This is a genomic window from Nocardia elegans NBRC 108235 (assembly GCF_001612845.1).
Lineage (GTDB): Bacteria > Actinomycetota > Actinomycetes > Mycobacteriales > Mycobacteriaceae > Nocardia > Nocardia nova.
This window is the reverse complement of record NZ_BDBF01000031.1, coordinates 25,143-50,231: the sequence shown is the minus strand read 5'-3', so window position 1 is coordinate 50,231 and position 25,089 is coordinate 25,143. Positions and strand designations below refer to the sequence as shown.

Annotated in this window: 25 protein-coding genes and 1 tRNA gene; 6 read left to right on the top strand and 20 right to left on the bottom strand. The window is 66.5% G+C overall.

Annotated elements, in window-relative coordinates:
- Positions 1–117 precede the first annotated feature (117 nt).
- Positions 118–1,287, bottom strand: coding sequence for a pyridoxal phosphate-dependent aminotransferase (locus NE2_RS21920; RefSeq protein ID WP_084494234.1), 1,170 nt, complete (start codon positions 1,285–1,287; stop codon positions 118–120).
- A 131-nt stretch (positions 1,288–1,418) separates the two neighbouring features.
- On the opposite strand from NE2_RS21920, the gene NE2_RS21915 reads away from it, so the two are divergent.
- Positions 1,419–2,423, top strand: coding sequence for a M23 family metallopeptidase (locus NE2_RS21915; protein ID WP_063028967.1), 1,005 nt, complete (start codon positions 1,419–1,421; stop codon positions 2,421–2,423).
- A gap of 65 nt (positions 2,424–2,488) precedes the next feature.
- On the opposite strand, the gene purD is transcribed toward NE2_RS21915, so the two are convergent.
- On the bottom strand, positions 2,489–3,781 hold the full coding sequence (purD, locus tag NE2_RS21910) for a phosphoribosylamine--glycine ligase (RefSeq protein ID WP_063028965.1): 1,293 nt from the start codon (positions 3,779–3,781) through the stop codon (positions 2,489–2,491).
- A 105-nt stretch (positions 3,782–3,886) separates the two neighbouring features.
- Here purD and NE2_RS21905 point away from each other — a divergent pair, with 105 nt between their 5' ends.
- On the top strand, positions 3,887–4,312 hold the full coding sequence (locus NE2_RS21905) for an HIT family protein (RefSeq protein ID WP_063029026.1): 426 nt from the start codon (positions 3,887–3,889) through the stop codon (positions 4,310–4,312).
- A 15-nt stretch (positions 4,313–4,327) separates the two neighbouring features.
- Here the strand turns inward: NE2_RS21905 and NE2_RS21900 are convergent, their stop codons facing one another.
- The 3 genes from NE2_RS21900 to NE2_RS21890 form a co-directional block, all read right to left on the bottom strand.
- Positions 4,328–5,839, bottom strand: coding sequence for a sensor histidine kinase (locus NE2_RS21900; RefSeq protein WP_084494233.1), 1,512 nt, complete (start codon positions 5,837–5,839; stop codon positions 4,328–4,330).
- A gap of 113 nt (positions 5,840–5,952) precedes the next feature.
- Entirely contained in the window at positions 5,953–6,690 is a 738-nt protein-coding gene (locus tag NE2_RS21895; protein ID WP_084494227.1) for a response regulator transcription factor, read from the bottom strand.
- A 723-nt stretch (positions 6,691–7,413) separates the two neighbouring features.
- Complete coding sequence (locus tag NE2_RS21890) at positions 7,414–7,785, bottom strand: hypothetical protein (protein WP_146165145.1); 372 nt, start codon at positions 7,783–7,785, stop codon at positions 7,414–7,416.
- A gap of 72 nt (positions 7,786–7,857) precedes the next feature.
- On the opposite strand from NE2_RS21890, the gene NE2_RS21885 reads away from it, so the two are divergent.
- On the top strand, positions 7,858–8,064 hold the full coding sequence (locus NE2_RS21885; protein WP_063029024.1) for a hypothetical protein: 207 nt from the start codon (positions 7,858–7,860) through the stop codon (positions 8,062–8,064).
- 43 nt (positions 8,065–8,107) lie between these two features.
- Here NE2_RS21885 and NE2_RS21880 read toward each other — a convergent pair.
- The 3 genes from NE2_RS21880 to NE2_RS21870 all read right to left on the bottom strand — a co-directional run bounded on the left by NE2_RS21880 (position 8,108) and on the right by NE2_RS21870 (position 9,581).
- Positions 8,108–8,182: transfer RNA gene (locus NE2_RS21880), tRNA-Thr, on the bottom strand.
- A 158-nt stretch (positions 8,183–8,340) separates the two neighbouring features.
- Positions 8,341–8,583, bottom strand: coding sequence for an MbtH family protein (locus NE2_RS21875; protein WP_011207082.1), 243 nt, complete (start codon positions 8,581–8,583; stop codon positions 8,341–8,343).
- Between the two features lie 158 nt (positions 8,584–8,741).
- Positions 8,742–9,581 carry an alpha/beta fold hydrolase gene (locus NE2_RS21870; RefSeq protein ID WP_030517394.1) on the bottom strand — a complete coding sequence of 280 codons (840 nt, stop codon included), beginning with the start codon at positions 9,579–9,581 and terminating at the stop codon, positions 8,742–8,744.
- A gap of 267 nt (positions 9,582–9,848) precedes the next feature.
- On the opposite strand from NE2_RS21870, the gene NE2_RS21865 reads away from it, so the two are divergent.
- Positions 9,849–10,019, top strand: a complete 171-nt coding sequence (locus tag NE2_RS21865) for a hypothetical protein (protein WP_157110959.1) — start codon at positions 9,849–9,851, stop codon at positions 10,017–10,019.
- Between the two features lie 98 nt (positions 10,020–10,117).
- Entirely contained in the window at positions 10,118–11,665 is a 1,548-nt protein-coding gene (locus tag NE2_RS21860) for an alpha,alpha-trehalose-phosphate synthase (UDP-forming) (RefSeq protein ID WP_030517393.1), read from the top strand.
- Between the two features lie 358 nt (positions 11,666–12,023).
- On the opposite strand, the gene NE2_RS21855 is transcribed toward NE2_RS21860, so the two are convergent.
- From NE2_RS21855 to NE2_RS21800, 12 genes are all read right to left on the bottom strand, one after another.
- Positions 12,024–12,524: an Rv1363c family protein gene (locus NE2_RS21855; RefSeq protein ID WP_063028959.1), complete on the bottom strand. Its 501-nt coding sequence runs from the start codon at positions 12,522–12,524 to the stop codon at positions 12,024–12,026.
- Positions 12,521–13,369: an Rv1363c family protein gene (locus tag NE2_RS21850; RefSeq protein ID WP_063028957.1), complete on the bottom strand. Its 849-nt coding sequence runs from the start codon at positions 13,367–13,369 to the stop codon at positions 12,521–12,523. The genes NE2_RS21855 and NE2_RS21850 overlap by 4 nt, the downstream gene beginning before the upstream one ends.
- Positions 13,366–14,790 (bottom strand): MCE family protein, encoded by a 1,425-nt coding sequence (locus NE2_RS21845; protein WP_063028955.1) that lies wholly within the window; start codon positions 14,788–14,790, stop codon positions 13,366–13,368. Before NE2_RS21845 ends, NE2_RS21850 begins: the two co-directional genes overlap by 4 nt.
- Positions 14,787–16,034 carry an MCE family protein gene (locus NE2_RS21840; protein ID WP_063028953.1) on the bottom strand — a complete coding sequence of 416 codons (1,248 nt, stop codon included), beginning with the start codon at positions 16,032–16,034 and terminating at the stop codon, positions 14,787–14,789. Before NE2_RS21840 ends, NE2_RS21845 begins: the two co-directional genes overlap by 4 nt.
- Positions 16,031–17,296 carry an MCE family protein gene (locus NE2_RS21835; protein WP_063028951.1) on the bottom strand — a complete coding sequence of 422 codons (1,266 nt, stop codon included), beginning with the start codon at positions 17,294–17,296 and terminating at the stop codon, positions 16,031–16,033. The genes NE2_RS21840 and NE2_RS21835 overlap by 4 nt, the downstream gene beginning before the upstream one ends.
- Complete coding sequence (locus NE2_RS21830) at positions 17,293–18,354, bottom strand: MCE family protein (protein ID WP_063029022.1); 1,062 nt, start codon at positions 18,352–18,354, stop codon at positions 17,293–17,295. The genes NE2_RS21835 and NE2_RS21830 overlap by 4 nt, the downstream gene beginning before the upstream one ends.
- Entirely contained in the window at positions 18,351–19,376 is a 1,026-nt protein-coding gene (locus NE2_RS21825; protein ID WP_030518637.1) for an MCE family protein, read from the bottom strand. Before NE2_RS21825 ends, NE2_RS21830 begins: the two co-directional genes overlap by 4 nt.
- Positions 19,377–19,378: 2 nt before the next feature.
- Positions 19,379–20,596, bottom strand: a complete 1,218-nt coding sequence (locus tag NE2_RS21820) for an MCE family protein (protein ID WP_063028949.1) — start codon at positions 20,594–20,596, stop codon at positions 19,379–19,381.
- 5 nt (positions 20,597–20,601) lie between these two features.
- The gene (locus NE2_RS21815; RefSeq protein ID WP_030518639.1) at positions 20,602–21,453 is read right to left on the bottom strand and encodes an ABC transporter permease; all 852 of its coding nucleotides are present in this window, start codon (positions 21,451–21,453) and stop codon (positions 20,602–20,604) included.
- Between the two features lie 4 nt (positions 21,454–21,457).
- Positions 21,458–22,222 carry an MlaE family ABC transporter permease gene (locus NE2_RS21810; protein WP_030518640.1) on the bottom strand — a complete coding sequence of 255 codons (765 nt, stop codon included), beginning with the start codon at positions 22,220–22,222 and terminating at the stop codon, positions 21,458–21,460.
- A 279-nt stretch (positions 22,223–22,501) separates the two neighbouring features.
- The gene (locus tag NE2_RS21805) at positions 22,502–23,419 is read right to left on the bottom strand and encodes a 3-oxoacyl-ACP reductase (RefSeq protein WP_063028947.1); all 918 of its coding nucleotides are present in this window, start codon (positions 23,417–23,419) and stop codon (positions 22,502–22,504) included.
- Positions 23,420–23,463: 44 nt separating this feature from the next.
- On the bottom strand, positions 23,464–23,652 hold the full coding sequence (locus NE2_RS21800) for a ferredoxin (RefSeq protein ID WP_030518642.1): 189 nt from the start codon (positions 23,650–23,652) through the stop codon (positions 23,464–23,466).
- Positions 23,653–23,861: 209 nt separating this feature from the next.
- Between NE2_RS21800 and NE2_RS21795 the strand changes: the two genes are divergently transcribed.
- Positions 23,862–25,055: an acyl-CoA dehydrogenase family protein gene (locus tag NE2_RS21795; protein ID WP_030518643.1), complete on the top strand. Its 1,194-nt coding sequence runs from the start codon at positions 23,862–23,864 to the stop codon at positions 25,053–25,055.
- The last annotated feature ends 34 nt before the right edge of the window (positions 25,056–25,089 follow it).

Sequence of the window (25,089 nt, the reverse complement as noted above, 5' to 3'; positions counted from 1 at the left end):
GATCCGATCCGAGCGGACAGCCGGGATCGGTTCGAAATAGCAAGGGTTGAAATCACAACCCGAATCATTTGTACCGCATCCACGCGCTCCGGTGGGCCGGTACGGAAAGTCTGTGCGTCAGCTCAGATATCGGCCGAGTCGCACCAGGGCCTCCTCGATATCCGCGGTGGCGCCGGCGAAGGAGAATCGGACCGTGCGGTGTCCGTTACGGGTGTCGAAATCGATCCCGGGCGCGAGGGCGACACCCGTGTGCGCCAACAGATCCGCGCACCAGCGCGTCGAATCCTGGCTCAGATGACCGATATCGGCGTACGCGTAGAAGGCGCCGTCGGCAGGCGCCAGATCGCTGATGCCGAGAGCGGGCAGCCCCTCGAGCAGTAACGACCGGTTGCGGGCATAGCGGCGGACGTGTCCGTCGAGTTCGGATTTGGCCTCCGGGCCGAACGCGTGCGCCGCCGCGAATTGGGAGATGGCCGGCGGGCAGACGGTCATATTGGACGCCAGCCGCTGCAGCGCCGGGCGCAGCCGCGCGGGTGCCAGCATCCAGCCCAGCCGCCAGCCCGTCATCGAGAAATACTTCGACACCGAACCGATCACCACCGACTCGCGCGAGGTCTCCCACGCCGAGCTCACCGGTTCGGTATCGCCGTCGACGCCCGAATAGGCGATGCCGTGATAGATCTCGTCGGAGATCAGCAGCGTGCCGTGCTCGTCGCACCAGCGGGCCAGGGCCGCCAGCTCGTCCGGGGCGATCATGGTGCCGGTCGGGTTCGCCGGGCTGGCCACGATCAGGCCGGCGGGCGGTTCGGGCAACTCCTCCAGCATCGCCACCGTCGGCTGGAACCGGGTCCGGGGGCCGCAGTCGAGTTCGATCACCCGGCAGCCCAGTGCCGTGAGGGTGTTGCGGTAGGCCGGGTAACCCGGGCGAGCGACCACGACGGTGTCGCCGATATCGAATGCGGCCAGGAAGATCAGCGTGAACGCGCCGGAGGAGCCGGTCGTGATCACTACGTCGTCGGACTCGACCTCGACGCCGTAGGTGTCGCGGTGATGGGCCGCGATGGCCGAGCGCAATTCGGGGATGCCGAAAGTCTCGGTGTAGCCGAGCAATTCGGCGTCGAGGGCCACCTGGGTGGCGCGGCGCACCGGCACCGGGGCGGGCGTGGAGGGCTGGCCCGCCGCCAGGACCAGCACGTCGCCGTGGGTGCGGGCGCGTTCGGCCGCGGCCTTCCAGACGTCCATGACGTAGAAGGTCGGAACGGTGGACCGCCGGGATTCACTGCGCACCAGACGACGGTAGAACACCGCCTCGGCAGGCCGGCGCGCAGTCCGTTCCCGGGCACCGGACGCCTGAGACGTTGCTGTGCGCCGCCGCGCCTGCCTGCGTGTCCGGGCGGGCCCCTGTTATCGTCGGCAGAATGCCTGACCAGGCACGCCGCGCGAAGTCGTACCAGGGGGGCTGGACCGTGATCCGCCCCGACTGGCGAACGACGCTGCGCCGCGACCGTCCCTCGATCGCGCATCGCCTCCGTTCCTCGGCCCGCCGATCGCGTGAATTCGGGCAGGTCGCGGCGGTCGAATGGCGCACGCGGGTGGGGCGCTGGTGGCAGCTGATGCGGGATCGACACTGGCGCGAGGAATTCGAGACCCTGTGGCCGCGGCTGCGCGGCTGGGTCGGCGAGCATCGGGTGCTGGTGATCGGCATGGTCGTGGTCGGACTGTTCGCCGCCGCCGACACCGTGGCGCCGCAACCGGTCGACTCGACGCCGAAACCCGGTGCGGCACAGCGGATCGCGGTGGCCTATCCGCTACAGGTGCAGGCCGAACCCGAAACCAGCAAGCGCTATCTGACCGCCATCGACAACGGCGAGCGCATGCGCGAGGCGCAGGTGGTCGCCGCGGCGTCGCGGGCCACCCTGGAACGCGCGAAGGCCGAAGCCGCCGCGGCGGTCGCCGGGACGCCGCAACCCTGGCTGTCCGGGCCGGCCACCACGATTCCCGGCGGCATCCTCCCGGGCGGAATCGCCCCGGGCATAGGCGGTTTCGCCCTGCCCGCGCGCGGCATGTTCACCTCCGGTTACGGGGGCCGGTGGGGCACCTTCCACTACGGGATCGATATCGCGGCGCCCATCGGTTCGCCCATCTACGCCGTCGCCGACGGCACCGTCATCGACGCCGGACCGGCGCAGGGCTTCGGACTGTGGGTGCGCATCCGCCACGACGACGGCACCATCTCGGTGTACGGCCACATGTACGACTTCTCGGTGTCGGTCGGCGAGCGGGTGCGCGCCGGTCAGCAGATCGCCCGCATCGGCAACCGCGGCGATTCCACCGGCCCGCACCTGCACTTCGAGATCCTCATCGGCGGACAGCACGTGGACCCGCAGCCGTGGCTGGCCGTGCACGGCATTCAGGTCGGCTGAACCCCGCGGGGTCGCTTCGGCCTCCGTGCGCCTCGAAACCGATGGGGCCGAAGTCGTCGATTCGGCTACACGCGGGTGGGGAGCGAGATGCGATCCTCGACGGCGGCGAGACCGATATCGGTGCGGAAGTGGCTGCCGGGCAGTTTGATTCCCGCGATGCGTGCGTAGGCATTCGTACGAGCCTCGGTCAGATCCCCGCCTGTGGCAACGACATTCAGCACACGCCCGCCGGCCGACAGCAGTGCGCCGTCCGCGCGCAGCGCCGTACCGGCGTGCAGCACTTCGGCATTCGCGCTTCCCCCCGAGGCCGGGGCGCTCTCCGCGCCGGAGATGACGTCACCGGTCCGGGGGCGGCCCGGATAGTTCTCCGCGGCCAGCACCACCGTGATCGCCGCGCCGTCCTTCCAGACCGGCGGCTGCGCCTGCGCCAGCGTGCCGGTCGCGGTGGCGTGCAGCAGGGCGCCGAGCGGACTGTCGAGCAGCGCGAGCACGGCCTGGGTCTCGGGATCGCCGAAGCGGCAATTGAATTCGACGACCGCGGGCCCGGCCTGGCCGATCGCCAGGCCCGCGTAGAGCAGGCCGGAGAACGGGACACCACGCCGAACCATTTCGGCGGCAACGGGTTTGACCACATCGTCGACGATTTCGGTGACGGTCTCCGGCGGCAGCCACGGCAGCGGGGTGTAGGCGCCCATGCCGCCGGTGTTGGGGCCGGTGTCGCCGTCGCCCACGCGCTTGTGATCCTGCGCGGGCAGCAGCGGCACCACGGTCTCGCCGTCGACCAGGCAGAACAGGGAGACCTCGGGACCGTCGAGGAACGATTCCAGCAGCACCGGATGGCCCTGCTCGAGCAGCTCGGCCCCGTGGTCGCGGGCCGCGGACCGATCGGCGGTGACCACCACACCCTTACCCGCGGCCAGCCCGTCGTCCTTGACGACCCAGGTCGGCCCGAAGCGATCCAGTGCGGCGTCGAGTTCGCCCGGATGATCGACGACCTCGCTGTGCGCGGTGCGCACCCCGGCCGCGGCCATCACGTCCTTCGCGAACGCCTTCGATCCCTCGATCCGCGCGGCGGCGGCCGACGGTCCGAAGCAGGCGATCCCCGCCGCCCGGACCGCGTCGGCGATGCCGAGCACGAGCGGCACCTCGGGACCGATCACCACCAGATCGGCGGCGAAATCCCGGGCAAGGCCCACGACGGCCTCCGCGCTGGCCGGATCGACCGCCCGCACCTCGGCAACCTGGCCGATCCCCGGATTGCCGGGCGCGGCCGCGATCGCGGTGACCCCGGGATCCCGACGCAGGGCTTCCACCAGGGCGTGTTCACGGGCTCCGGATCCGATGACGAGTACGCGCACGCGTGACAGCTTAGGGGACGCAGGTGAACAGCAGATGCGGGTACCGGGAGGACAGCCCGCCGCCCCGGCCACCGCCTCCCGACCGGGCGGGGCAGTATGAAACCCATGCCATCTGTATTCAGCGCGATCATTGCCGGACAGCTGCCGGGGCGGTTCGTGTGGGAGGACGAGGAATTCGTCGCCTTCCTGACCATCGCTCCGGTCACCCAGGGTCATACGCTCGTGGTTCCTCGCAAGGAGATCGACCAGTGGCAGGATCTGGATCCCGCCACGTTCGCGCGGATCAACGAGGTCGCTCAGAAGATCGGCCAGGCGGTGCGCATGGCGTGGGACGCGCCGCGCGCGGGCCTGCTGATCGCCGGGCTGGAGGTGCCGCACCTGCACGTGCACGTCTTCCCGGCGTTCGAGCTGGGCGATTTCAACATCTCGGGCGCGGACACCGATCCGAGCCCGGAATCGCTGGACGAGGCGCAGGACAAGATCAAGCAGGCGCTGCGCGAGCTCGGCTACGGCGCGAACGTCCCGGCCTGACGCACCGAGCCTTGATCACTCCTGCGAACGGGGCAGGCGCACCGCGAAGGTGGTGCCCTGTCCCACCGCGCTGTGCACCGAGACCGTGCCGCCGTGCGCGGCCACCAGCGCCTGCACGATCGACAGCCCCAGTCCGGTGCCACCGCTGTCGCGGCTGCGTGAGGTGTCGGTGCGGTAGAAGCGTTCGAAGATGCGCTCGGCGTCCTCGGTGGGCAGGCCCGGCCCGGTATCGGCGACCTCGATGACCACCTCGTCCGGAGCGGGTGTCAGCGCGACGGTGACCGCCGCGTCGGGCGGGGTGTGGATCAGCGCGTTGTTGACCAGATTGCCCAGCACCTGACGCAACCGCGCTTCGTCGCCACGCACCTCCAATGTCCCCGTCCCCGGGCGTATTTCGAGGTCGATGGGCCGGCGCGGCTCCTCGGGCCGCTGCGCCGCGTCGACGGCGCGGGCACTGTGCACCGCATCGCTGGCCAGTGCCAGCAGATCCACCGGCCGGCGTTCCACCGGGCGCTGCGCGTCGAGGCGAGCCAGCATCAGCAGGTCCTCCACCAGCAGGCTCATCCGCTTGGACTCGCGTTCGATCCGGTCCATGAACAGGGCCGGATCCGCCAGCGCCCCTTGCCGATACAACTCCGCGAAGCCCTTGATCGTGGTCAGCGGGGTCCGCAGTTCATGGCTGGCATCGGCGACGAACCGCCGCATCCGGGCCTCCGAACGCCGCGCGGATTCCTCGGATGCCTCGGTGGCGGCGAAGGCGCTCTGGATCTGGGACAGCATGCCGTTGAGCGATTGCGAGAGCCGATCGACCTCGGTGTTGGTGCCCTGCACCGGAACTCGCCGATGCAGATCCCCGCTCGCGATGGCCGCGGCGGTCTTCTCCACCTCACCGAGCGGGCGCAGGCTCCGGCGAATCACGAACTGCGCCACCACCGCGAGCACGGCGAGCACGATGAGGCCCACAACGATCTGCAGTCCGATGAGCCTGTCCGTGATGTTCTCAGTTTCCGTCAGCCGAATGGCTACCCAGCTGGAACCATTGGGAGTAACGACCCGCGTGGCACGCCAATGCTCACTGGGGTCTCCCACCGAGCCGATGGTGCGGGGGCGCCTTCCGAGGTCGGCAGGAAAGTCGGGCGCCGACGGACCGGACGGCAGTAACAGACGCGTTTTGCCGTTCGGATCTTCGATCCGAACGTAAAAGAGCGCTGGCGGGCGCTCTCGGCCGGCAGGGCCCGGCAGACGCTGTGGTGGCGGCATGTCCGGCGCGGCCCAATCGCGAGAGGCACCGAAAAGTTGACGGTCCACGTTGCTTATCAACACGTTCCGCATAGCGGAGGTGACTGCGACTCCCGAGACGAGCAAACCCAGCCCGGTGAGAGACACCAGCGCGAACACGAGCGTCACCCGCAGTGGGACAGCAGACAGGCGCCGAGAGATTCGATACCTGCCTCGACGAGGCGCCGACGCGGCACGGTCGGAACTCGGTTCTGCGCCGTTCTCGTCGCCGTGTTCGGTATCGCTCATATCGTTGGACTCGGCAGGCTTCTCCTCCTCCGACTCGGCGATAGTCACGAGTTCAGCACGGGCGGTCGCCGACGCGGTGGAACCCGCCGGCTTCCGCACCGAGCGCGGATCGCTCATTTCGCCGACGACCGGCTGCGGCTGGGCGCGCGCATCACGTAGCCGACACCGCGCAGGGTGTGGATCAGCCGGTCGGGACCGGTGTCGACCTTCTTGCGCAGGTAGGAGACATAGGTTTCCACCACGCCCACCTCGCCGCCGAAGTCGTAGCGCCAGACGTGATCGAGGATGCGCGGCTTGCTCAGCACCGTTCCGGCATTGACCATGAAGTATCGGAGCAGGGTGAACTCCGTCGGCGAGAGCGCGACCGGTTCCCCGGCCTTCCACACCTCGTGCGTGTCGTCGTCGAGTTCGATGTCCTCGAAGCGGATACGCGAGGATTTCGCCTCCTCCACCACGTGACCGGAGCGGCGCAGAATCACCCGCAGCCGCGCCACCACCTCCTCGAGCGAGAAAGGTTTGGTGACGTAGTCGTCGGCGCCGAGGGTGAGGCCGGTGATCTTGTCCTCGACCTCGTCCCGCGCGGTGAGGAACAGGACCGGGGCATCGATGCCGTCGGCGCGCAGCCGGCGCAGCAGGCCGAAGCCGTCCATACCAGGCATCATGACGTCGACGATGAGGGCGTCGGGCCGGAACTGCTTGGCCCGGTCCAGCCCTTCGGCGCCGTTGGCGGCCGTGGCCACCTCGAACCCCTGATAGCGCAAGCTCACCGACAGCAGTTCGACGATCATCGGTTCGTCGTCGACCACCAGCACCCGAGCCTCGGGGGTCCGATCGCCAGCCACTCCATTCATGCTGGATATCGTCTCTCCTACAGCCCGGAATGCGCTGAACGTTGTCTGGGAGTTTCCTGCGAGCCGGCTGCGGGCGATGCGTTAACCCCATGCACGTCGAGGCTCGCTCCGTCCGAGCGAGCCTCGACGACCTAACGTTCGTCGATCAGTTCTGATAGTAGAAATACCACCCAGGTCCCTCGGGCTGGTCGGTCTTGTACGTACAGGTGTAGGCCACCCCCGGAACACCGCCGTTCATCGAGTGATTGGCATCTTCCGCATTCCTGCATACAGACCCATCGTTCGGATCTGTACCGTTTGGCCCCCACCATGGACTCACGGCCGAAGCAGTAGCAGCGGCAGAGATAGAGATCGCCGAGAACATCAATGCTGTAACGATTGCTTTACCGAACATGGAAACTCCCCCTCCATTGCATTCTCCGGCAGCCTATCGATCTTGCTACGGTTCGTCAATGACCGGGTAGGTCGAAAATCCTGGCTTTCGCTTGCGCGACAACATCTTCCGACGATCGAGAAGCCGAGGGAGAACTACCGCGAAAAGATCCGTAACAGTGCGCAGACACGCCGATCCGGGCGGCGCCTCCCGGATCGGCGTGTCGACAGGGTTGTGCTCTTATGCGGCGGCCTTCAGATCGGCGCCGAGCGTCTTCGCGTCACCCTTGATCGTCTTCAGGGTGTCGGCGGCGGAGCTGCCGTCCAGGCTGTCCTTGGTCTTGGCCTGCGTCAGTTCCTGACGGAACTTGTGAACTCCTCCTTCACCTTGGCGGGCACGGTGGCCTCGTTGTGGGTGAGGGTGTCGATGTCCTTGTCGAGCGACTTCTCGAGGTCCTCCGGCTTGTCGGTGTCCTGAATCTTGGTGAGGACCTTCTGGATCGCGTCCACGGAGGGCGCGGCCGGCTGGTCGTCACCGTCGTCCTCCTTGTGCTTGTCGGCGCCGAACGCCGACCCGGTGGACAGCTTGGGAGCCGACGCTAGGGGGACGGCTCGGAGCGGCGCAATGGCCCGAAATGGAAACCGCCAGGTCGGCATGCGAGGTTTAGCGACCGTTTTGCTGACGACTTTTCGCCCGTTCATCGCGGGGTGGCAGGCGCTCAACTTTCATCACGGTGGCGCGGATCGGAGCACACTGCGCCCGAAAAGAGCAGAATGGACGCCGGAAAGGTCGTCATGGCAGCGATACGGGGCCTGCTCGACGTGGTGCTGGGCATCCTGACGGCCGTGCGGGGCACGGTGGTCGGATTGTTGGCGCTCGTCGTCTGGATCCTCGGCGCCGTGTTGTGCGTGACGATCCTGTTGATTCCGCTGGGAATCCCCGTCATCAGACTCGGCAGCCGCCTGTTCGGGCTGGCCCGGCAGCTGATGCATCTCCCCTGACGCAAAAAGGGCTCCGACCTGCTTTCGCAGGCCGGAGCCCGAGTGGAGCCCCCTGTCAGGATTGAACTGACGACCTTCGCTTTACAAGAGCGGTGCTCTACCACTGAGCTAAGGAGGCGGGTGAAGCGGTGCCATCATAACCGGGGCGCGGGCCGTCCGGAAAAATCGTTCACCACCGTAGGAGGGAGCGGCGGATCGCAGCGGCTGCGTGTGCCCCTCAGGGCAGCACGCAGCCGCCGATCACCGTCGCTCCGCGCAGTTTCGTCCGGCGCGGAATCAGGACTGGGCGCCCTGGCGAGCCGCGTCGTCGGCCGCCATCGCGTCACGCAGGCTCTTGGGCCGCATATCCGTCCAGTTCTTCTCCACGTATTCGACGCAGGCAGCGCGGCTGTCCTCGCCGAACACCACTCGCCACCCGGCCGGGACCTCGGCGAAAGCAGGCCACAGGGAATGCTGCTCCTCGTCGTTGACCAGAACGAAGAAGCGGCCGTCCTCGTCGTCGAAGGGGTTGGTGCTCATTTCACCTCACTGGATGCTGGCGCTGTGTACGGGAACGCGCTGGATACGGAACTCGCGGGGCGCGGGCACGAGCCGAAACCGACCTGAGCCGACCGACCAGAGCCGTAGCCCCCGAGCGATGTGTCGACACTAGCAAGACCGACGTTACGCGTTGGTGGTTACCTCGAGCCCGCGAAGAAATCGAGCAGGATCTTATTGACCGCCTCGGGACGTTCCAGATACCCGTAATGCCCGGCGTCGGGGATCTCCTGGTATCGGGCGTCGGGAATGGCTTCGGCCAGCTCACGGGTCAGATACGCGGGAATCATCCGGTCGTCGGCGAATCCGATGGACAGGCACGGCACCTTGATCGCGCGATAGGCCTGCAGCCGATCGAAATCGTGGTCCATCCGGCGCTGCGCCCGGATTCCCGGGGATGCCGGTCCGCCGGTGAATTCGAACAGATCCAGCCAATCGCGCGCGGAATTCGGATCGGCCATCGTGGCGGGCGAAAGATTCATCACCGCGGTCAGGGCGGCCTCGTATTTGGCGGGCAGTCGCACGCCGGAGGCGTCGAGTTCGTGTTCGCCGAGCGAGAGCGTCTTCTGGAATTGGTCGAGCCGCGCGTGTCCGGCCATGAATACGGCTTTGCGCACGAGGTCGGGGCGCGCCAGGGCCAATTCCTGCGCGACCCGCGCACCCATCGAGGTGCCGGCGACCAGGACCGGGCCCTCGTCGAGAAATTCGATCAGCGCCGCGGTGTCGGCGACCAATTCGTCGATGGTCATCCCGTCGGGCGCCTCGTAGGACGGAGCGATGCCGCGATTGTCGAACGTGCACACTCGGTAGCCGGCCGCGACCAGCGCCGGAACCTGGTGCAGCTCCCACACCCGGCCGGGGCTCCCGGTGCCCATGATCAGCACGACCAGCGGGGCAGCCCCCTTGGTGTCGGTGCCTTTGGCCTTGTCTCCCTTCACCTGGTAGTTCAGCGAGATTCCATTCACCGTGGCCAACGGCATAGTGCTGCGACCCTTTCCACTCGATTCGTGCGGTGCTCGATACACGCAGTGGGCGAAATTCGCCTCCCTACCAACGTTATAGGTTCCCGAGGCTCCAGCGTTTCGCCGGTGTGACTGGTCTCGCCCCGCGCTGTTGCGGTTCGGCAGCGGTCGGTACCGAGTCGACGGGCCCTTGTGCGGCGACCGATACCATTGACAGCGCACGGCGCCGACACCACGACGGTCGAACCCCACCGCCGTGCCACGACCCCGAGCCGAGAGGACACGATGATGGCCGCGAAGAGCGCCAACGACATCGCGGACGACGACCTGGAACCGCTCGCCGACGAGACCGCACGGCAGGCACAGCGCGTCGTGGCCGCCTACGCCAACGATGCCGACGAATGCCGGATGCTGCTGTCGATGCTCGGAATCGGTCCCAGCGCGCGCAGCGAATAGGACGAGCCCGCGCAACGCAATGCGCAGCGCTCATTACAACTGAAATCCCACGCCTAGTTCCGCCATTTCGGCGACCGGAGGATCCAGCAGTGGACCAGATGCGCGACATACGCAGCGATCGATCTCGAGACGCTTCGCCGGAAACCGAATCCGCACCAGCGGACCGTCCCGGCGGCGCCGGGTCCGGTTTCGTCGTGGTCGCCAACCGGCTCCCGGTCGACCTGGAACGTCTCCCGAACGGGACCAAGCGGTGGAAGCGCAGTCCGGGCGGCCTGGTCACGGCCCTGGAGCCGGTGCTGCGCAACAACAACGGCGCCTGGGTGGGCTGGGCCGGCGTTCCCGATGTGGATGTCGATCCGATCATCGAGGACGGCCTGGAGTTGTATCCGGTGCCGTTGACCGCCGAGGAGGTCGCCGCCTACTACGAGGGATTCTCCAACGGCACGCTGTGGCCGCTCTATCACGACGTGATCGTGCGGCCGGAGTACCACCGCGACTGGTGGACCGCCTACGTGGACGTGAACCGGCGCTTCGCCGAGTACACCGCGAAGGTGGCCGCCGAGGGCGCGACGGTGTGGGTACAGGACTACCAGCTGCAGTTGGTGCCGAAGATGCTGCGCATGCTGCGGCCCGATCTGACTATCGGGTTCTTCCTGCACATCCCGTTCCCGCCGGTCGAGCTGTTCATGCAGCTGCCGTGGCGCACCGAGATCGTGGAGGGTCTGCTCGGCGCCGACCTGATCGGCTTCCACCTGCCCGGCGGCGCACAGAACTTCCTGTACCTGGCGAGAAGGCTTGCCGGACAACCCACCTCGCGCGGCACGGTCGGTGTGCGGTCGAAACTCGGTGTGGTGCAGGTCGGTTTCCGCACGGTGCGGGTCGGCGCCTTCCCGATCTCGATCGCCTCCGCCGAACTCGACGAGCTGTCGCGAAGACGCTCGGTGCGGGAGCGCGCCGCTCAGATCCGCAGGGAGCTTGGCAACCCCAAGCACATCCTGCTCGGTGTGGACCGCCTGGACTACACCAAGGGCATCGATATCCGCCTGGCGGCGCTGCAGGAACTCCTGCACGAGGGCCGCCTGGACCCGGCCGAGACGGTGATGGTGCAGCTGGCCACGCCGAGTCGTGAACGGGTGGAGAGCTACATCCAGATGCGCGGCGACATCGAACGTCAGGTGGGCCGCATCAACGGCGAATTCTCCCGCGTCGGTTACCCTTTCGTGCACTATCTGCACCGGCCGATCCCCCGCGACGAACTGGTCGCCTTCTTCGTCGCCGCCGACGTCATGCTGGTGACCCCGCTGCGCGACGGGATGAATCTGGTCGCCAAGGAGTACGTGGCCTCGCACAGCGGTCTCAACGGCGCCCTCGTGCTCAGCGAATTCACCGGCGCCGCAGCGGAATTGCGTCAGGCCTACCTGTGTAATCCGCACGATCTGGACAGCGTCGAGAACGCGATCATGTCCGCGATCGAGGACGATCCCGAAACCAAGCGGCGCCGCATGCGTTCGCTGCGCCGCCAGGTACTCGCCCACGACGTGGACCGCTGGGCGCGCTCGTTCCTCGACGCACTGGCCCAGGATCGGGTGGCCGGCAGCGCCCTGCTCACCGATGCGGATGTGGATCCGGGCGGCGCCGAGCGCTAGGCCCGCGGCGAACGCTCCCCGGCGGGGCCGGGCGAACGCTCCGGCGACTGCACAGCGACCCGAGGCGGGTACACCCTTCGAACCGACCGTCCGGCAGCCGGAGAGCGCCGCCCACACCGAATCTCGGTCCTGGCCTCCGCCGGGGCAGGCGGTCGCCGCATATCCGCCACCCCGGATTCCGCCGCACCCGCCGGATCACCACACGGTCGGTCCGTGCGGCACAGGCGCGCTTCACCGGCGGGAGATCTGCGCCGCGACCGGAGCCGGTATCGACCACCGATCCCGCCTCGGAATCGCTGTGCCGTCGACGGTAGGGACGAACCCTTAACGGGGATAACGGGATTCGCTTAACGCGGGATCAGATCGGGGTGATGGCGTCGACCAGCCAGTGGCCGCCGTCCTTGTCCAGAGCCACGCGGACCCGGCTCGGCGTCACCGTGCCCTGCGGGGAGTCCTTGCTGGTGGTCACCTGGTTCAGGTACAGCAGGACCACCGCGTGCGAGCGCTCCGCGGACACCACACCGGCCGCCGTGGTGGTGGCCTGCACGGTGAGCTGCTTCTCCTTGGCGCCGGGTGCGATCGCCTGCTGGATCAGCTTCAGGTAGTCCTTGCGGAACGACGAGGTGAGGTTGTCGGCCGATTTCGGCAACTCGGCGTCGACGGTCTTGAAGTCGTAGGTGAATACCGACTCCACCGCGTGCCGGGCCGCGGGCACCGAGTCGGTGCGGGCCTGCTCGACCTGTTTGTCGGACCAGTACTTGTAGCCGGTGACCGAGGCCATCGCGACGGCGGCCACGAACAGCACCGCCGCACCGATGAACAGGATGGGACGCAGCTTGCCGGAACCTTGTCTGCTCATGCCACGAACTCCACTTGCGAGGCGGTGATACCACCGTTGTCGTCGCGGTCGACCGTGACCCGGAAGCGGTAGTAGCGCTCCTGCGGATCCTTGGCACCGGCGTTGGTCAGGGTCTGCTTGGCCGCGACCAGCACCTTCGCGGTGTGGTCGTCCTGGCTTTCGACCGCGGTCTCGATGATCTCGCCGCTGGCCTTCACCTTGGCCTGCTGCACGACCTGCGCGTAGGCGTCCTTGCGCTCGGAGTACTCCTGCTTGAGCTGTCCCGAGGCGACCGAGAGCACCCGGTCGATGTCCTGCTTCGCGGTGTCGTCCTTGATGTTGGTCAGATTGAGGATGGCCTGCTTGGCGGTCTGCACATATTCCGCGCGCTGGTCGGCCTGGGCGCTGACCTGGTGCTGGTGGTAGGCGAAGAAGCCGCCCGAGCCGACCAGCAGGATCAACGACAGCACCGCCACCACCGCGGCCGCCCAGCCCAGCGGTCCGAGTGAGCGCTTCGGCGGCTCGGAGGTGTCCGCCGCTGCCGTGTCCTCCGGGGAGTCGGTGAGCCGCACGGTCGTGTCGTCGTCGGCCGCCGTCGAAAGCTCGACGGTGGTCTCGGACTTATCGTCGGCGCCGGATACTGCCTTCGATGCCGCCTCGGAGGAGGACTCGGTCGCCCTCGCCGGCGATGTGGTCGACGATTGCACCGTCTCCTCGGCAGCGCCCGCGGCGCCGAGCTTCACCGTCGCTTCGTCGGAGGGCGCGCTCTCGGTCCGCTCGACCGCTATCGCGTCGGTCGGCGCTCCGGCCTGCCGGCTGGCCCGGCGCCGGACGCGACCGGTGGGTGTGGAATTCGATTCGCTCATTTCTGTTGCTCCTCGAGCATCGCCTGCCAACTGGACGGTACAGTGCCCGATCCGTCGGGGCCCACATCCCCCTGTCGGTAGGTCCGGCCGTCGGGTCCGGTGAAGGTGTGGTTCTTCAGGTCGTAGGTGCGCAGTGCCGCCGCCGGTTGGCTCTGCGCGGCAGGAGCGTCGCCGGGGTTGGCCGCCGGCTCACCGGACGGGGTGACCGGGTGCGGATCGCCGAAGGGCGGGTTGTCGCCCTCGGGCACATAACCCTGCGGGTCGTGGCAGAGCTCCGGACTCGGAGCCCGCTTACCCGGCACGTCCGCACACGGCGTGTTGCGGATACCGCGCACCGCTTCCTTGGCGTTCTGCGCCACCTTGCAGTAGAGATTCGGCGGCGTGTCCGGGGTGTCCTTCAGGGCCGGCGAGCGGCGCTGATCCTGCGGCAGGAAGCCGGTGGTGCAGCCGGGCGGGTCGTTGAGCCCGAGCATGAAGTCGACCATGGCGCCGTATTGCGTGGGCCCGCGGATGGATGTCAGCAGCGCCGCCACCAGCTGCGGGTAGATCACCAGGATCTGTTCCACACCGGCGTGGTAGGTCACCCCGACCTGGCCGACGCTGGTCAGATTCGACAGCAGCAGCGGCAGCGTCGGCCGCAGATCCTGGAAGGTCTGCGACACCTTCTGCGCGGCCGCGGGGGTGCGGTCGAGCAACTGCCCCAGCGAGGGGTCGTGCTGGCGCAACTGATCGGTGACGGTCGCCAAATCCTTTGTCCACGAACGAATCGCGGCGTCGGACTGGTTCTGGGTGTCGAGCAGCGGGCCGATCTTGTCGAGCAGATCCTTGGTCTCGTTCGTGTTCTTCTTCGCCTCCTGCACCAGCAGCGAGGCGGAGTCGATGAACTTCTGCAGATCCGGGCCCGCGCCGTTGAACGCGGTGAAGGCATCGTCGATGACCTGGCGCAGTTTGGTGTCGGCGACACTGCTGAGCAGCCGGTCGGCCTGGTCGAGCATATCGCCGACGTCCTGCGGAAGTCTGGTGCGCTGCACCGGGATCACCGAACCGTCGTGCAGATTCCCGCCGTGCGGATTCTCGGCCGGGACCAGATCCACGTACTGTTCGCCGATCGCCGACACGCTCTTCACATAGGCATCGACATCACCGGGAATCTTGAAGTCGCTGTTGATCGACAGCTTGGCATCGACCCCCTCGGGGGTGAGCTTCACATCCTCGACCTTGCCGACATTGGTACCGCGGTAGGCGACGTTCGCGGTCGGGTACAGCCCGCCGGTGGCCTCCAGTTTCACGGTCACGCCGTAGCGGCCGATGCCGAACATGGCCGGCAGGTGGACGTAGACGCCCGCCATCACGACCAGGCCGATCACGGTCAGGATCGAGAAGATCACCAACTGCGTCCGGACGAATTTGCTGAGTTTCATCGACCCGCACCCCCTTGTTGCGGTGCGGGCACCGTCAGCCCGGGTATGGCGGGCAGATTCGGAATCGGCGGCAGGCCGGGAAGACTCGGCGTCGGCGCCGCCGTGTTCGGCGCGGGCGGTGGCGGCGGCTGCATCGGCCCGGTGATCGGGTCACCCTTGCCCATCGCGGTATCGGGTGCGATCGTGCCGAGCGCGCCCTCGACCCCGCCGAAGCGTCCGCCCAGCGGCGTACCGGTGAGGAAGTTCGAATCCAGCCGCGCGCCGGTGAGATCGACGGTCATCAGCAGGTTGAGGTAGTCGCCCTTGAGCGCCTTGTTCAAGTTCCGCATGGGGAACGGGAAGGTGAGCAGGATCTGCAGGGCGTCGGCCAGTTTCGTTCCGGTGCTGGCCAGCGATTCCAGGGCCGGATGGAGATTGGCCAGATCCGCCTTCAGGTTGTCACCGCTCTCGGCGATCACCCGGCTCACCACATCACTGAGATCACCCAGTGCGGTAATCGTTTTGGTGATGTTCTCGCGGCGGTCGGCCAGTACGGTGAGGGCCGGATGCAGCTGCGTGACGGCCCGGGTCACCTGTTCCTTCTGGTTGTTCAGCTGTCCGGCGAAACGGTCCAGCCCACCCATCGCGTCGATGATGTCCTTGGTCTGACCGTCCAGGGTGCTGGTCAGCTGCGCCAGCTGCGGCAGCAGATCGCGGATGGCATCCGACCGCCCGGAGAAGGTCTTGTTCAGCTCGTGGGTGATGGTCTCGAGCTGGGAGATACCGCCACCGTTGAGCACCACCGACAGCGACGACAGCGTCTGCTCGGTGGTGGGATAGACACTCGCGCGCGACAGCGGGATCACATCGCCGGGCTTCAATTGGCCTTCCGGCGCAACGTCTTTCGGCGCCGACAGCTCGACGTGGTTACTGCCGAGCAGGCTGGTCTGCCCGATCGCGGCCACCGTGTTGGCGGGCAGGTGCACACCCTTCTCGAGGCTCACCGTGACCAGCGCGTGCCAATCCTCGACCTGGATGTTCTTCACCGTGCCGACCGTGACGTCGTCCACCTGCACCGGCGAATTGCGGGTCAGCGTGGTGACATTCGGCATCTGGATCTTGATCTGCCAGGCGCCCTCACCCGTTCCGGCCGCACCGGGCATCGGCAGGGTGTTCAGACCGTCCCACTCGCATCCGGTGGCGCCCAACAGGATCACCAGACCGACGGCGGCGCCGGCGAGTCGCATCCGTCCGCGTCGCATCATCGTCCTCCTCCCGGAATCGCCAGGCCGGCAAGACCGCTGGGCACCTCGGCCGGAGCCTCGCCGGGCGCCGGATACTCGACGCGGTCGGCCAGGCTCGGGGGCGAGAAGGTCAGCTGGCTCGGGAAGGCCTGCTGTCCGGACGCCGGATTCACCAGCAGCGGTGGGTAATTCATCATCAGTGAGCTGATCACCGGCGCCACCTGTTGTTTACACAGGTCGGCGGTCCGCTGCGAACCGTTGTCCTCGAGCGCCTCGACGGCGCCACACAGGAACGCGAACGGATTGCGGAAGTTCGGCAGCACCACGGCGCCGGTCAGCGTGCCCTGCGCGGGCTTGTAGATCTGATAGAAGTTCGACAGCGCGACCGGGCCGGAGTGCAGGACCTGCTCGAGCTGCGGACGCTTGTCGGCCAGGATCTGGGTAACCTGCGCCAGATTCTGCACACTCTCGGTGAGCTGGCCGCCGCGTTCGTCCAGGAAGCGTTTGACGTCGGCCACCGCCGAATCGAGATTGTCCAATCCGGCGCCGAGGTCGTCGGAGACGCCCGACAGCACCGAGGACACCGAGGCCAGCCGCCCGCCGAACTGCACGATCTGATCGTTGCTCTTGGAGAGCACGTCGACGAACTGCTGGAGGTTGCGGACGGTGCCGAACAGGTCGGTGCGACCGTCGGACAACGTATTCAGCGTGCTCGACAACTCGTGAAGCGTGTCCCGCAGCGCCTGGGCGTTCCCGTTTGCGAGATTGTCGGACGCGGTGTTGACGAACCGGCCGAACGAGCCCTGCTGATCCTCACCGATCGGCCCCAGGGCCTTGGACAGTTTGGTCAGCTCGGCCTTGATGTCGTCCCATTCCACCGGCACGGCGGTGTGCTCGATCGGAATCACGCCGTCGTCGTGCATCTTCGGGCCGCCGGTGTAGACCGGCGCCAACTGCACGAAGCGTGCCGAGACCAGATTCGGCGAGACCGTGACGGCCTTGGCATCGGCGGGGATGTCGACGCCGCGGTCGACCGTCATCGTCACCTTGGTCTTGTCCCGGCCCGGCTCGATCGAATCGATCCTGCCGACCTTGACGCCCAGCACCCGCACGTCGTCACCGGCGTACAGCCCGGTGGTGGACGGGAAATAGGCGGTGATGTGTGTCTTGCCGATATTGCTCACCGCGCCGTAGACGATCCAGCCCGCCAGCGCCACCACCAGGACGGCGGCCACGACGCGGACCCATTTCGGCACCTTCGTGATCGTGCGAATCGCGTTCATCGCGGCGGCTCCTGGATCGCGGGCCCGATCGAGGGCGGCGGGGTGGTCAGGTACTTCCAGAACGATTCCGGTACATGCTGAGGCCAGACCAGCGCGTCCACCAGCGGCTGCAACGTCATACTCGTGGCGTTGGAGACGTAGGCCTGGAAGTACGGGCCGCTGCCGACCTGTTCGCCGAGCGCCGCCTCGAACGGACCGAGGGCGTCCAGGGCCTGGTTCAGGTTGTCCTTGTTCCGCTCGAGCAGTTGCAGCACCGAATTCAGCTTGTCCAGGGTGGGTTTCAGGCTCTGCTCGTTGTCGTTGACGAAGCCGGTCAGCTGCTGCGCGAGCCCGTTGACGTAGACGATCAACTGGCTCAGAGCGGTGCGCCGGGCGTCCAACTCGCCGAGCAGGTTGTTGCCGTCCAGCAGCAGGGCGTTGATCTGGTTCGACCGATCCGAGAGCACCTTGGTGACGTTCTGCGCGTGCGAGAGCAGTTCGGTCAGCGCCTTGTCGCGGGCGTTCAGGCTGCGCGAGAGCTGGGTGATGCCGTCCAGGGCGGAACGCATCGGCGCGGGGGTGTCGGCGAAGGCGTCCGACAGGGCGTCCAGAGTCTTGTTGACCTGGTCGGTGTCCAGCCCCTTCACGGTATTGCTCAGATCGCCCAGGGCGTCGTTGAGCGAATACGGAGAAGTGGTGCGCTCCAAGGGAATCGGCTGATCGCTGCGCAACGCACCGGACCCCTGCGGATCGACCTCCAGGGATTTGCGCCCGAGCACGGTGTTGGTCTTGATCGCGGCGGTCGTCTTCTTCCCCAGGACGATGGATTCGTCGAGCCTGAACCGGACCTTCACCTTGGGACCGTCGAGGCTGACATCCTCGACCTGACCGGTGCGGACACCGGCGACCTGAACCTGATCACCGGTCACCAGACCGCCGGCATCGGCGAAATACGCGGTGAATTCGGCGCCGCTGCGAATGAACGGAAGCCGGTCGAATTGCAGGGCGGACAACGCGATCGCGACCGCCAGGACGACGCCGACGACGCCGTGTTTGATGAGCGGGGAGGTCTGGTTCACTTCGTCGAACACCTTCCGGTCGTCTGCAGACCGGGCAGATTCACATGCATCGGCTTACCGTCCGGGCCGTCCACGAGGAAATTCGTTCCGCACACGTACATGTTCAGGAACGAGCCGTACGAACCGAGCCGCACCAGCTCCTTGTAGGTCGTGGGCAGGTTCTGCAGGACCCACTCGACATCGTCGGACTTCTGGTCGAGATTGTCCGAGAGCCGGCCCAGCTGGTCGAAGGTCGCCTTGAGGTCCGGGCGCGCCTGCTTCAGCAGATCGGTGAGATCTCCGGTAGCGCCGGCCAGTCGCGGCAGCGCCGCGCCGATCGGATCCCGGTCCGCGGCCAGGCCACTCACCAGACGCTGCAATTCGGTCAGCGTGGTGTCGAATTCCTTGTTGTGATCGTCGATGGTGGCCAGCACCGTCTTCAAATTCTCGATCACGCTGCCGATGAGGGCGTCGCGGTCGGCCAGGGTTTTGGCGAACGAGCCGGAGCTGTTCAGCAGTGCGACCAGGGTGCCGCCCTGCCCCTGGAAGACCTGCAGCAGCGCCTCGGTCAGGGAGTTGACCTGCTGCGGGTCCAGGCCGCGCAGCAGCGGCTTGAAACCACCCAGCAGCATGTCCAGGTCCAGCGCCGGCTTGGTCTTGTCCAGACCGATGGTGCCACCGGAGTGCAGCACCTGCGCGGTGCCCGGGGCGTCCATCAGTTCCAGATACCGGTCACCCACCAGATTCTCGTAGCGCACCGCGGCATGGGTGCTGACATAGAGCTTGTACTGCCGGTCGACGTCGAAATCGACATGGGCCAGATGGTCCTTGCCGACCTTGACGCTTTTCACCGATCCGACCGGCACACCCGCGATGCGCACCTTGGACCCGGGCAGCATGCCCGAGGAACTCGTGAACACCGCGTGGTAGCCGTTCTCCCGGGCGAAGCGCATCTGCGAGAAGATGACGACCAACAGGGCCAGCACCAGAACCATCACGAGCGTGAAGATTCCGAGTTTGACGCCGGTGGCGTGCGGTTTGATGCTCACGGATTACCCACCCCCGGCAGCCCCGCGAACAGCAGTTGGAAGACTCGGGGCCCGTTCAGATGGGTGGACAGTTCCGGCGTGTACACCCGTCCCTCAGTGGTGTCGGTGACCAGATAGTTTGCGTGGCTACCGGGTTTACGGTCGAGGATGCCCTCGCAGTGCGGGCCACCGGTCGCATTCACCTTCGGCAGATCCTTCGGATAGGTGTAGGGCGTGCCGCCCGGCATGAAACTGGCGTTCAACGTCACCCACGGTCCGGTGCCGCCGAAGATCTCGTTGGCTCGTGGAATCGCGCCCGCGACACCTTCGACCAGGCAGTACAGCGCCGGGTTGTATTCGTTGAGCAGTTCGGCCGTCGGGCGCAGCAGATCCAGTGCGGTCGACAGGCCGTTCTCGTTCTCCTTCAGCACCGCGCCCGTGGTGTCGGCCAGGCCGATCAGATTCAGCAACACCGCGTCGAGGCTGTCCTGGTGGTCGACGATGGTCTTGCTCGTCACGGCCGCATTGTCAGTGGTGCGCAACAGGTTCGGCGCGGTGTCGGCGTACAGATTGGTGACTCCCACCGACGTCTGCAGATCGCGTTGCAGATCGGGCAGGCTCGGATTGATGTCGCGCAGATATTCGTCACTGTCGACCAGCAGCTGACCGAGTTTGTCGCCGCGGCCCTGCAATGCCGTGCCGAGCGCGGTCAGCGTCGCATTCAATTTCTCCGGCGCGATCTTGCCGAGCACATCGGTCAAATGCTGGAACAGCGTATTGAATTCGACGGTCACCGACTGCGCGGTCAGCGTGGCGCCGGCCTGCAGATGCTGCGCGGACGGAACCTCCGGCTCCACGAAGTTCACGTATTTGGCGCCGAAGACGGTGGTGGACCGAATATCCACGGTCGCGTTCGCCGGCACCATCTTCAGCTGATCGGGTTCGATCGCCAGGGTCAGCCGAGCTTGGTCGCCGGTATACGCGATATCGGAGACGTGGCCGATCTGCACACCGCGGATCTTGACCTTCGCGTCCTTGTCCATCACCAGGCCGGCCCGCGGGGCGTCGAGATAGACCGGTTTCGACGTGCTGAATCCGCCCACGAACATCGTCAAAGCGACGGCGACGATCGCGGCCAGAAACAGAATCAGCGCCACCCCCGAAAGCTTGACACCCCATCCGGCGCCGAAAAACTTGCCGGCGCCTTCCTTTTCGACGAGTCTATTTGCCGCCATACCGCCTACCCGGAGAGATGGAAGTTGCCGGAGGTGCCGTAGATCGCCAGCGACATCAGCAGGGTCACCGACACCACTGCCACCAGCGAGGCGCGCACCGCGTTACCGACCGCGATTCCGACACCGACCGGTCCACCGGTCGCGTTGTAGCCGTAATAGGTGTGAATCATCATGACCGCCAAGGCCATGAGGATCGCCTGTACGAACGACCACAGAATGTCACTGGGAATCAGGAATGTTGAGAAGTAGTGGTCGTACACACCGGCCGACTGGCCGTAGATGACGACCGTGGCGAAGCGGCTCGCGACGAACGACGCGATGACCGCGAGCGCGTAGAGCGGAACGATCGCGATCATGCCCGCCAGCACCCGGGTGCCCACCAAAAAGGGCATCGGCCGGATCGCCATGGATTCCAGGGCGTCGATCTCCTCGGCCACCCGCATGGCGCCCAGCTGGGCCGTCGCGCCGGCGCCGATGGTCGCCGCGAGCCCGATGCCCGAGATCACCGGTGCCGCGATGCGCACATTGAGGAATGCGGCGAAGAATCCGGTCAGCGCCTCGACACCGATATTGCCCAGCGAGCTGTAGCCCTGCACCGCGATGGTGCCGCCGGTGAACAGGGTGAGGAAGCCGACGATCACCACCGTGCCGCCGATCACCGCCAAAGCGCCTGTGCCCATGCTGATTTCGGCGATCAGGCGTATGGTTTCGGTGCGGTAGTGCGAGAACGCCTTCGGCACCGAGGCCAGTGACTTCGCGTAGAACTGGGCGTGATGCCCGATTCCGTCCATCGAACTCGAAACCCGCCGCACACGTCGAACAGTACGGGGGAAGCGGGACTGGATTACGAACGCCATCGGATCACCGCACCGTGAACTTGATGCCGACGGCGGTGACCACGACGTTCACCACGAACAGAGCCATGAAGGAGAAAACCACCGTCTGGTTGACCGCGTCACCCACACTCTTGGGACCGCCCTTGACGTTGAGACCGAGATAGCAGGCCATCAGACCGGCGATCAGACCGAACAGCGCGGCCTTGACCTCCGAGATCACCAGCTCCGGCGTATGGGTGAGCAGGGTGAGCCCGTTGACGAAGGCGCCGGGGTTGACTCCCTGCAGAAGCACCGAGAACAGGAAGCCGCCGGCGATGCCGATCGTCGAGACCAGGCCGTTGAGCAGCGCCGCGACGAACATCGAGGCGAGTACGCGGGGCACCACCAGGCGATGGATCGGATCGATACCGAGCACCTTCATGGCGTCGATTTCTTCCCGGATCGTGCGCGCACCCAGGTCCGCGCAGATCGCGGTGGCACCGGCGCCGGCGACGATCAGCACCGTCACGATCGGACCGACCTGGGTGACCGTTCCGAATGCGGCGCCCGCGCCCGAGAGATCGGCCGCGCCGATTTCGCGCAGCAGAATGTTCAGCGTAAAGCTCACCAGAACCGTGAACGGGATCGCGACCAGGATGGTCGGGATGATCGACACCCGTGCGACGAACCACGACTGGTCGACGAATTCCCGTCGCTGAAATGGCGGACGTATCAAGGCCCGCGCCACAGCGGCCACGAGTTCGAAGAACCCGCCGACCGCACGCAACGGCACGGCAAGAACCTCGTTCATTCCGCGATTCCTCCTTGCCGACCCGTACGCGCAACGCTGCGCAAGCGAGCCTCCACACCTCTTCCGCTCCGAAGATTAGAACACGTTCACATCGAATCGGAAGAGAATTTGACATTTTTGACCTGCTCTTTTCATCCGAGCTTCATCTCGGAAGCTAGAACAGGTTCATACGGTGTACAGAACGCCTTTGTGAGGCACCCCACAACCTTCGACCCCCATGTCTACCAAGTGCGAGACCGCCGATCAACCGGAGTTGGTCGGATGACCTGTACCTGATAATCAGCCGAGATCGTGCAGCGAACTCGCAGAAAACGTACGCCCGGCGGCGCGCTCGGCGAAGTAGGTTCCGAGTGTGTCGGCCAGCGCGTCCGCACTCCATTCCGCGCCGGCGGCATCGAAGCGGGCCTCGACTTCGGGCGCGGCCATCAGCGCGACCATCGGGCCGTATACGACGAACACCTGACCGTTGATCGCATCGGCGCCGGGAGAGGCCAGGTAGGCGACCAGCCGGGCGACGTGATCCGGCGACAGCGGGTCCACATCCCCTTCGGGAGCGGCGGAGAAGACCGATTCCGTCATGGCGGTCCGGGCCCGCGGGCAGATGGCGTTGGCACGCACGCCGTATCGCGACAAACCGCGCGAGGCGGACAGCGTCAGCGCGGTGATTCCGGCTTTCGCGGCCGCGTAATTCGGCTGCCCTTCCGGACCCAGCAAACCGGCTTCCGACGATGTGTTGATCAGGCGCCCGTAAATTGGAGCACCGGATTCCTTCGATTTACCGCGCCAGTAGGCGGCGGCATTCCGCGACAACAGGAAATGGCCGCGCAGATGGACCGCGAGGACCGCGTCCCAGTCCTCGTCGGAGAGATTGAAAAGCATGCGGTCACGAACGATTCCCGCATTGTTCACGACGATGTCCACACCGCCGAAGGTCTCGTCCGCGGTGCGAATCAGGGCATCGGCGGTGGCGCGCTCGGCCACACTGCCACCCACGAATTCCGCTTTCGCGCCCAGCGCGCGGATATCGGCGAGGGTGGCGGCCACCGCATCGTTTTCGGCCAGATCGTTGACCACCACCGAGGCGCCGGCCCCGGCCAGCGCCAGCGCTTCGGCCCGTCCGAGGCCCGCGCCGGCTCCGGTCACGATCGCTACCTTGCCGGACAGATCCGTCCCCGACTGATTCGACGATTCACTCACGCCGTGACTCTAGAACGTGTTCCAGTTATCGGCAAGCATCCATTTCACTGCAACCGCAGGGCAGCCTTGGGGCATTGCGCGACGGCGGTCTCGACATCGGAGAGCCGGTCCTCGGGCACGTCGGCGGTGAGGATGTGCAGCTGATCCTCATCGTCGAGTTCGAAGACGTCGGGGGCGATTCCGACGCAAATGCCGTTGGCCTCGCACTGGTCGAAATCCACACTGACCTTCATTGATAACTCCTTCACCACCAGGTAGTGCCGAGCCTACAAGCCCGGCCGGGCCGCTGCGGCCGAAGCGGCCGGATTCGGTTTCCATACTGGAACATGTTTCAGTAGATATGCAATGATCGACGTCAGGGCAGATCGGCCCCGGCGCTGATCGTCACAGGGGCGATGTCGTCACATCCGCCATCACCATCACCGAGTACGAGGTAACCGCCATGCGGATTGCTTATACCGAGCAACAGGAGCAGCTGCGCGCCGAGCTCCGCGAATATTTCGCCAAGCTGATCACGCCGGAGCGCCGCGAGGCCTTGTCGTCGCAGACCGGTGAGTACGGGCACGGTAACGTCTACCGCGAGGTCGTTCAGCAGATGGGCCACGACGGCTGGCTCACCCTCGGCTGGCCCAAGGAGTACGGCGGCCAGGATCGCTCGACGATGGATCAGCTGATCTTCACCGACGAGGCGGCCGTCGCGGGCGCGCCGGTGCCGTTCCTGACCATCAACTCGGTTGCGCCGACGATCATGCACTACGGCACCGAGGAGCAGAAGAAGTTCTTCCTGCCCAAGATCTCCGCAGGCGAATTGCACTTCTCCATCGGATATTCCGAGCCCGGCGCGGGCACCGACCTGGCGTCGCTGCGCACCACCGCGGTCCGCGACGGTGACGACTGGGTGATCAACGGCCAGAAGATGTGGACCAGCCTCATCCAGTACGCCGACTACATCTGGCTGGCCGCCCGCACCGACCCGACCGCCAAGAAGCACAAGGGCATCAGCATGTTCATCGTGCCCACCTCGGCCGAGGGCTTCTCCTGGACACCAGTGCACACGATGGCCGGGCCCGACACCAGCGCCACCTACTACCAGGACGTGCGGGTGCCGCATTCGGCGATGGTCGGCCCCGAGAACGGCGGCTGGGCGCTGGTCACCAACCAGCTCAACCACGAGCGGGTGGCGCTGACCTCGGCGGCGCCGCTGGCGCTGGCGGTCGCGCAGACCACCGAGTGGGCGCGCGACACCAAGGATTCCACCGGTGCGCGGGTGATCGACAACGAGTGGGTGCGGCTGAACCTCGCGCGCGTGCACGCCAAGGTGGAATTCCTGAAGCTGCTGAACTGGGAGATCGCCTCGGGCGCCGATGCCGGCGGAGACGCCGCGCCGCGGCCGTGGGATGCCTCCACCTGCAAGGTGCTCGGCACCGAATTGGCCACCGAGGCCTACCGACTGCTGATGGAGATCCTCGGCCCGCAGGCCTATCTGCGGCAGGACTCCCCCGGCGCGCAGCTGCGCGGACGGCTCGAGCGGATGCATCGCGCCTGCCTGATCCTGACCTTCGGCGGCGGCACCAACGAGGTGCAGCGCGACATCATCGCGATGACCGCCCTGAAACAGCCCGCTGCCGCCCGCTGAGCCGCAGACCGGTCGGAACATCGGAAACGCCGAA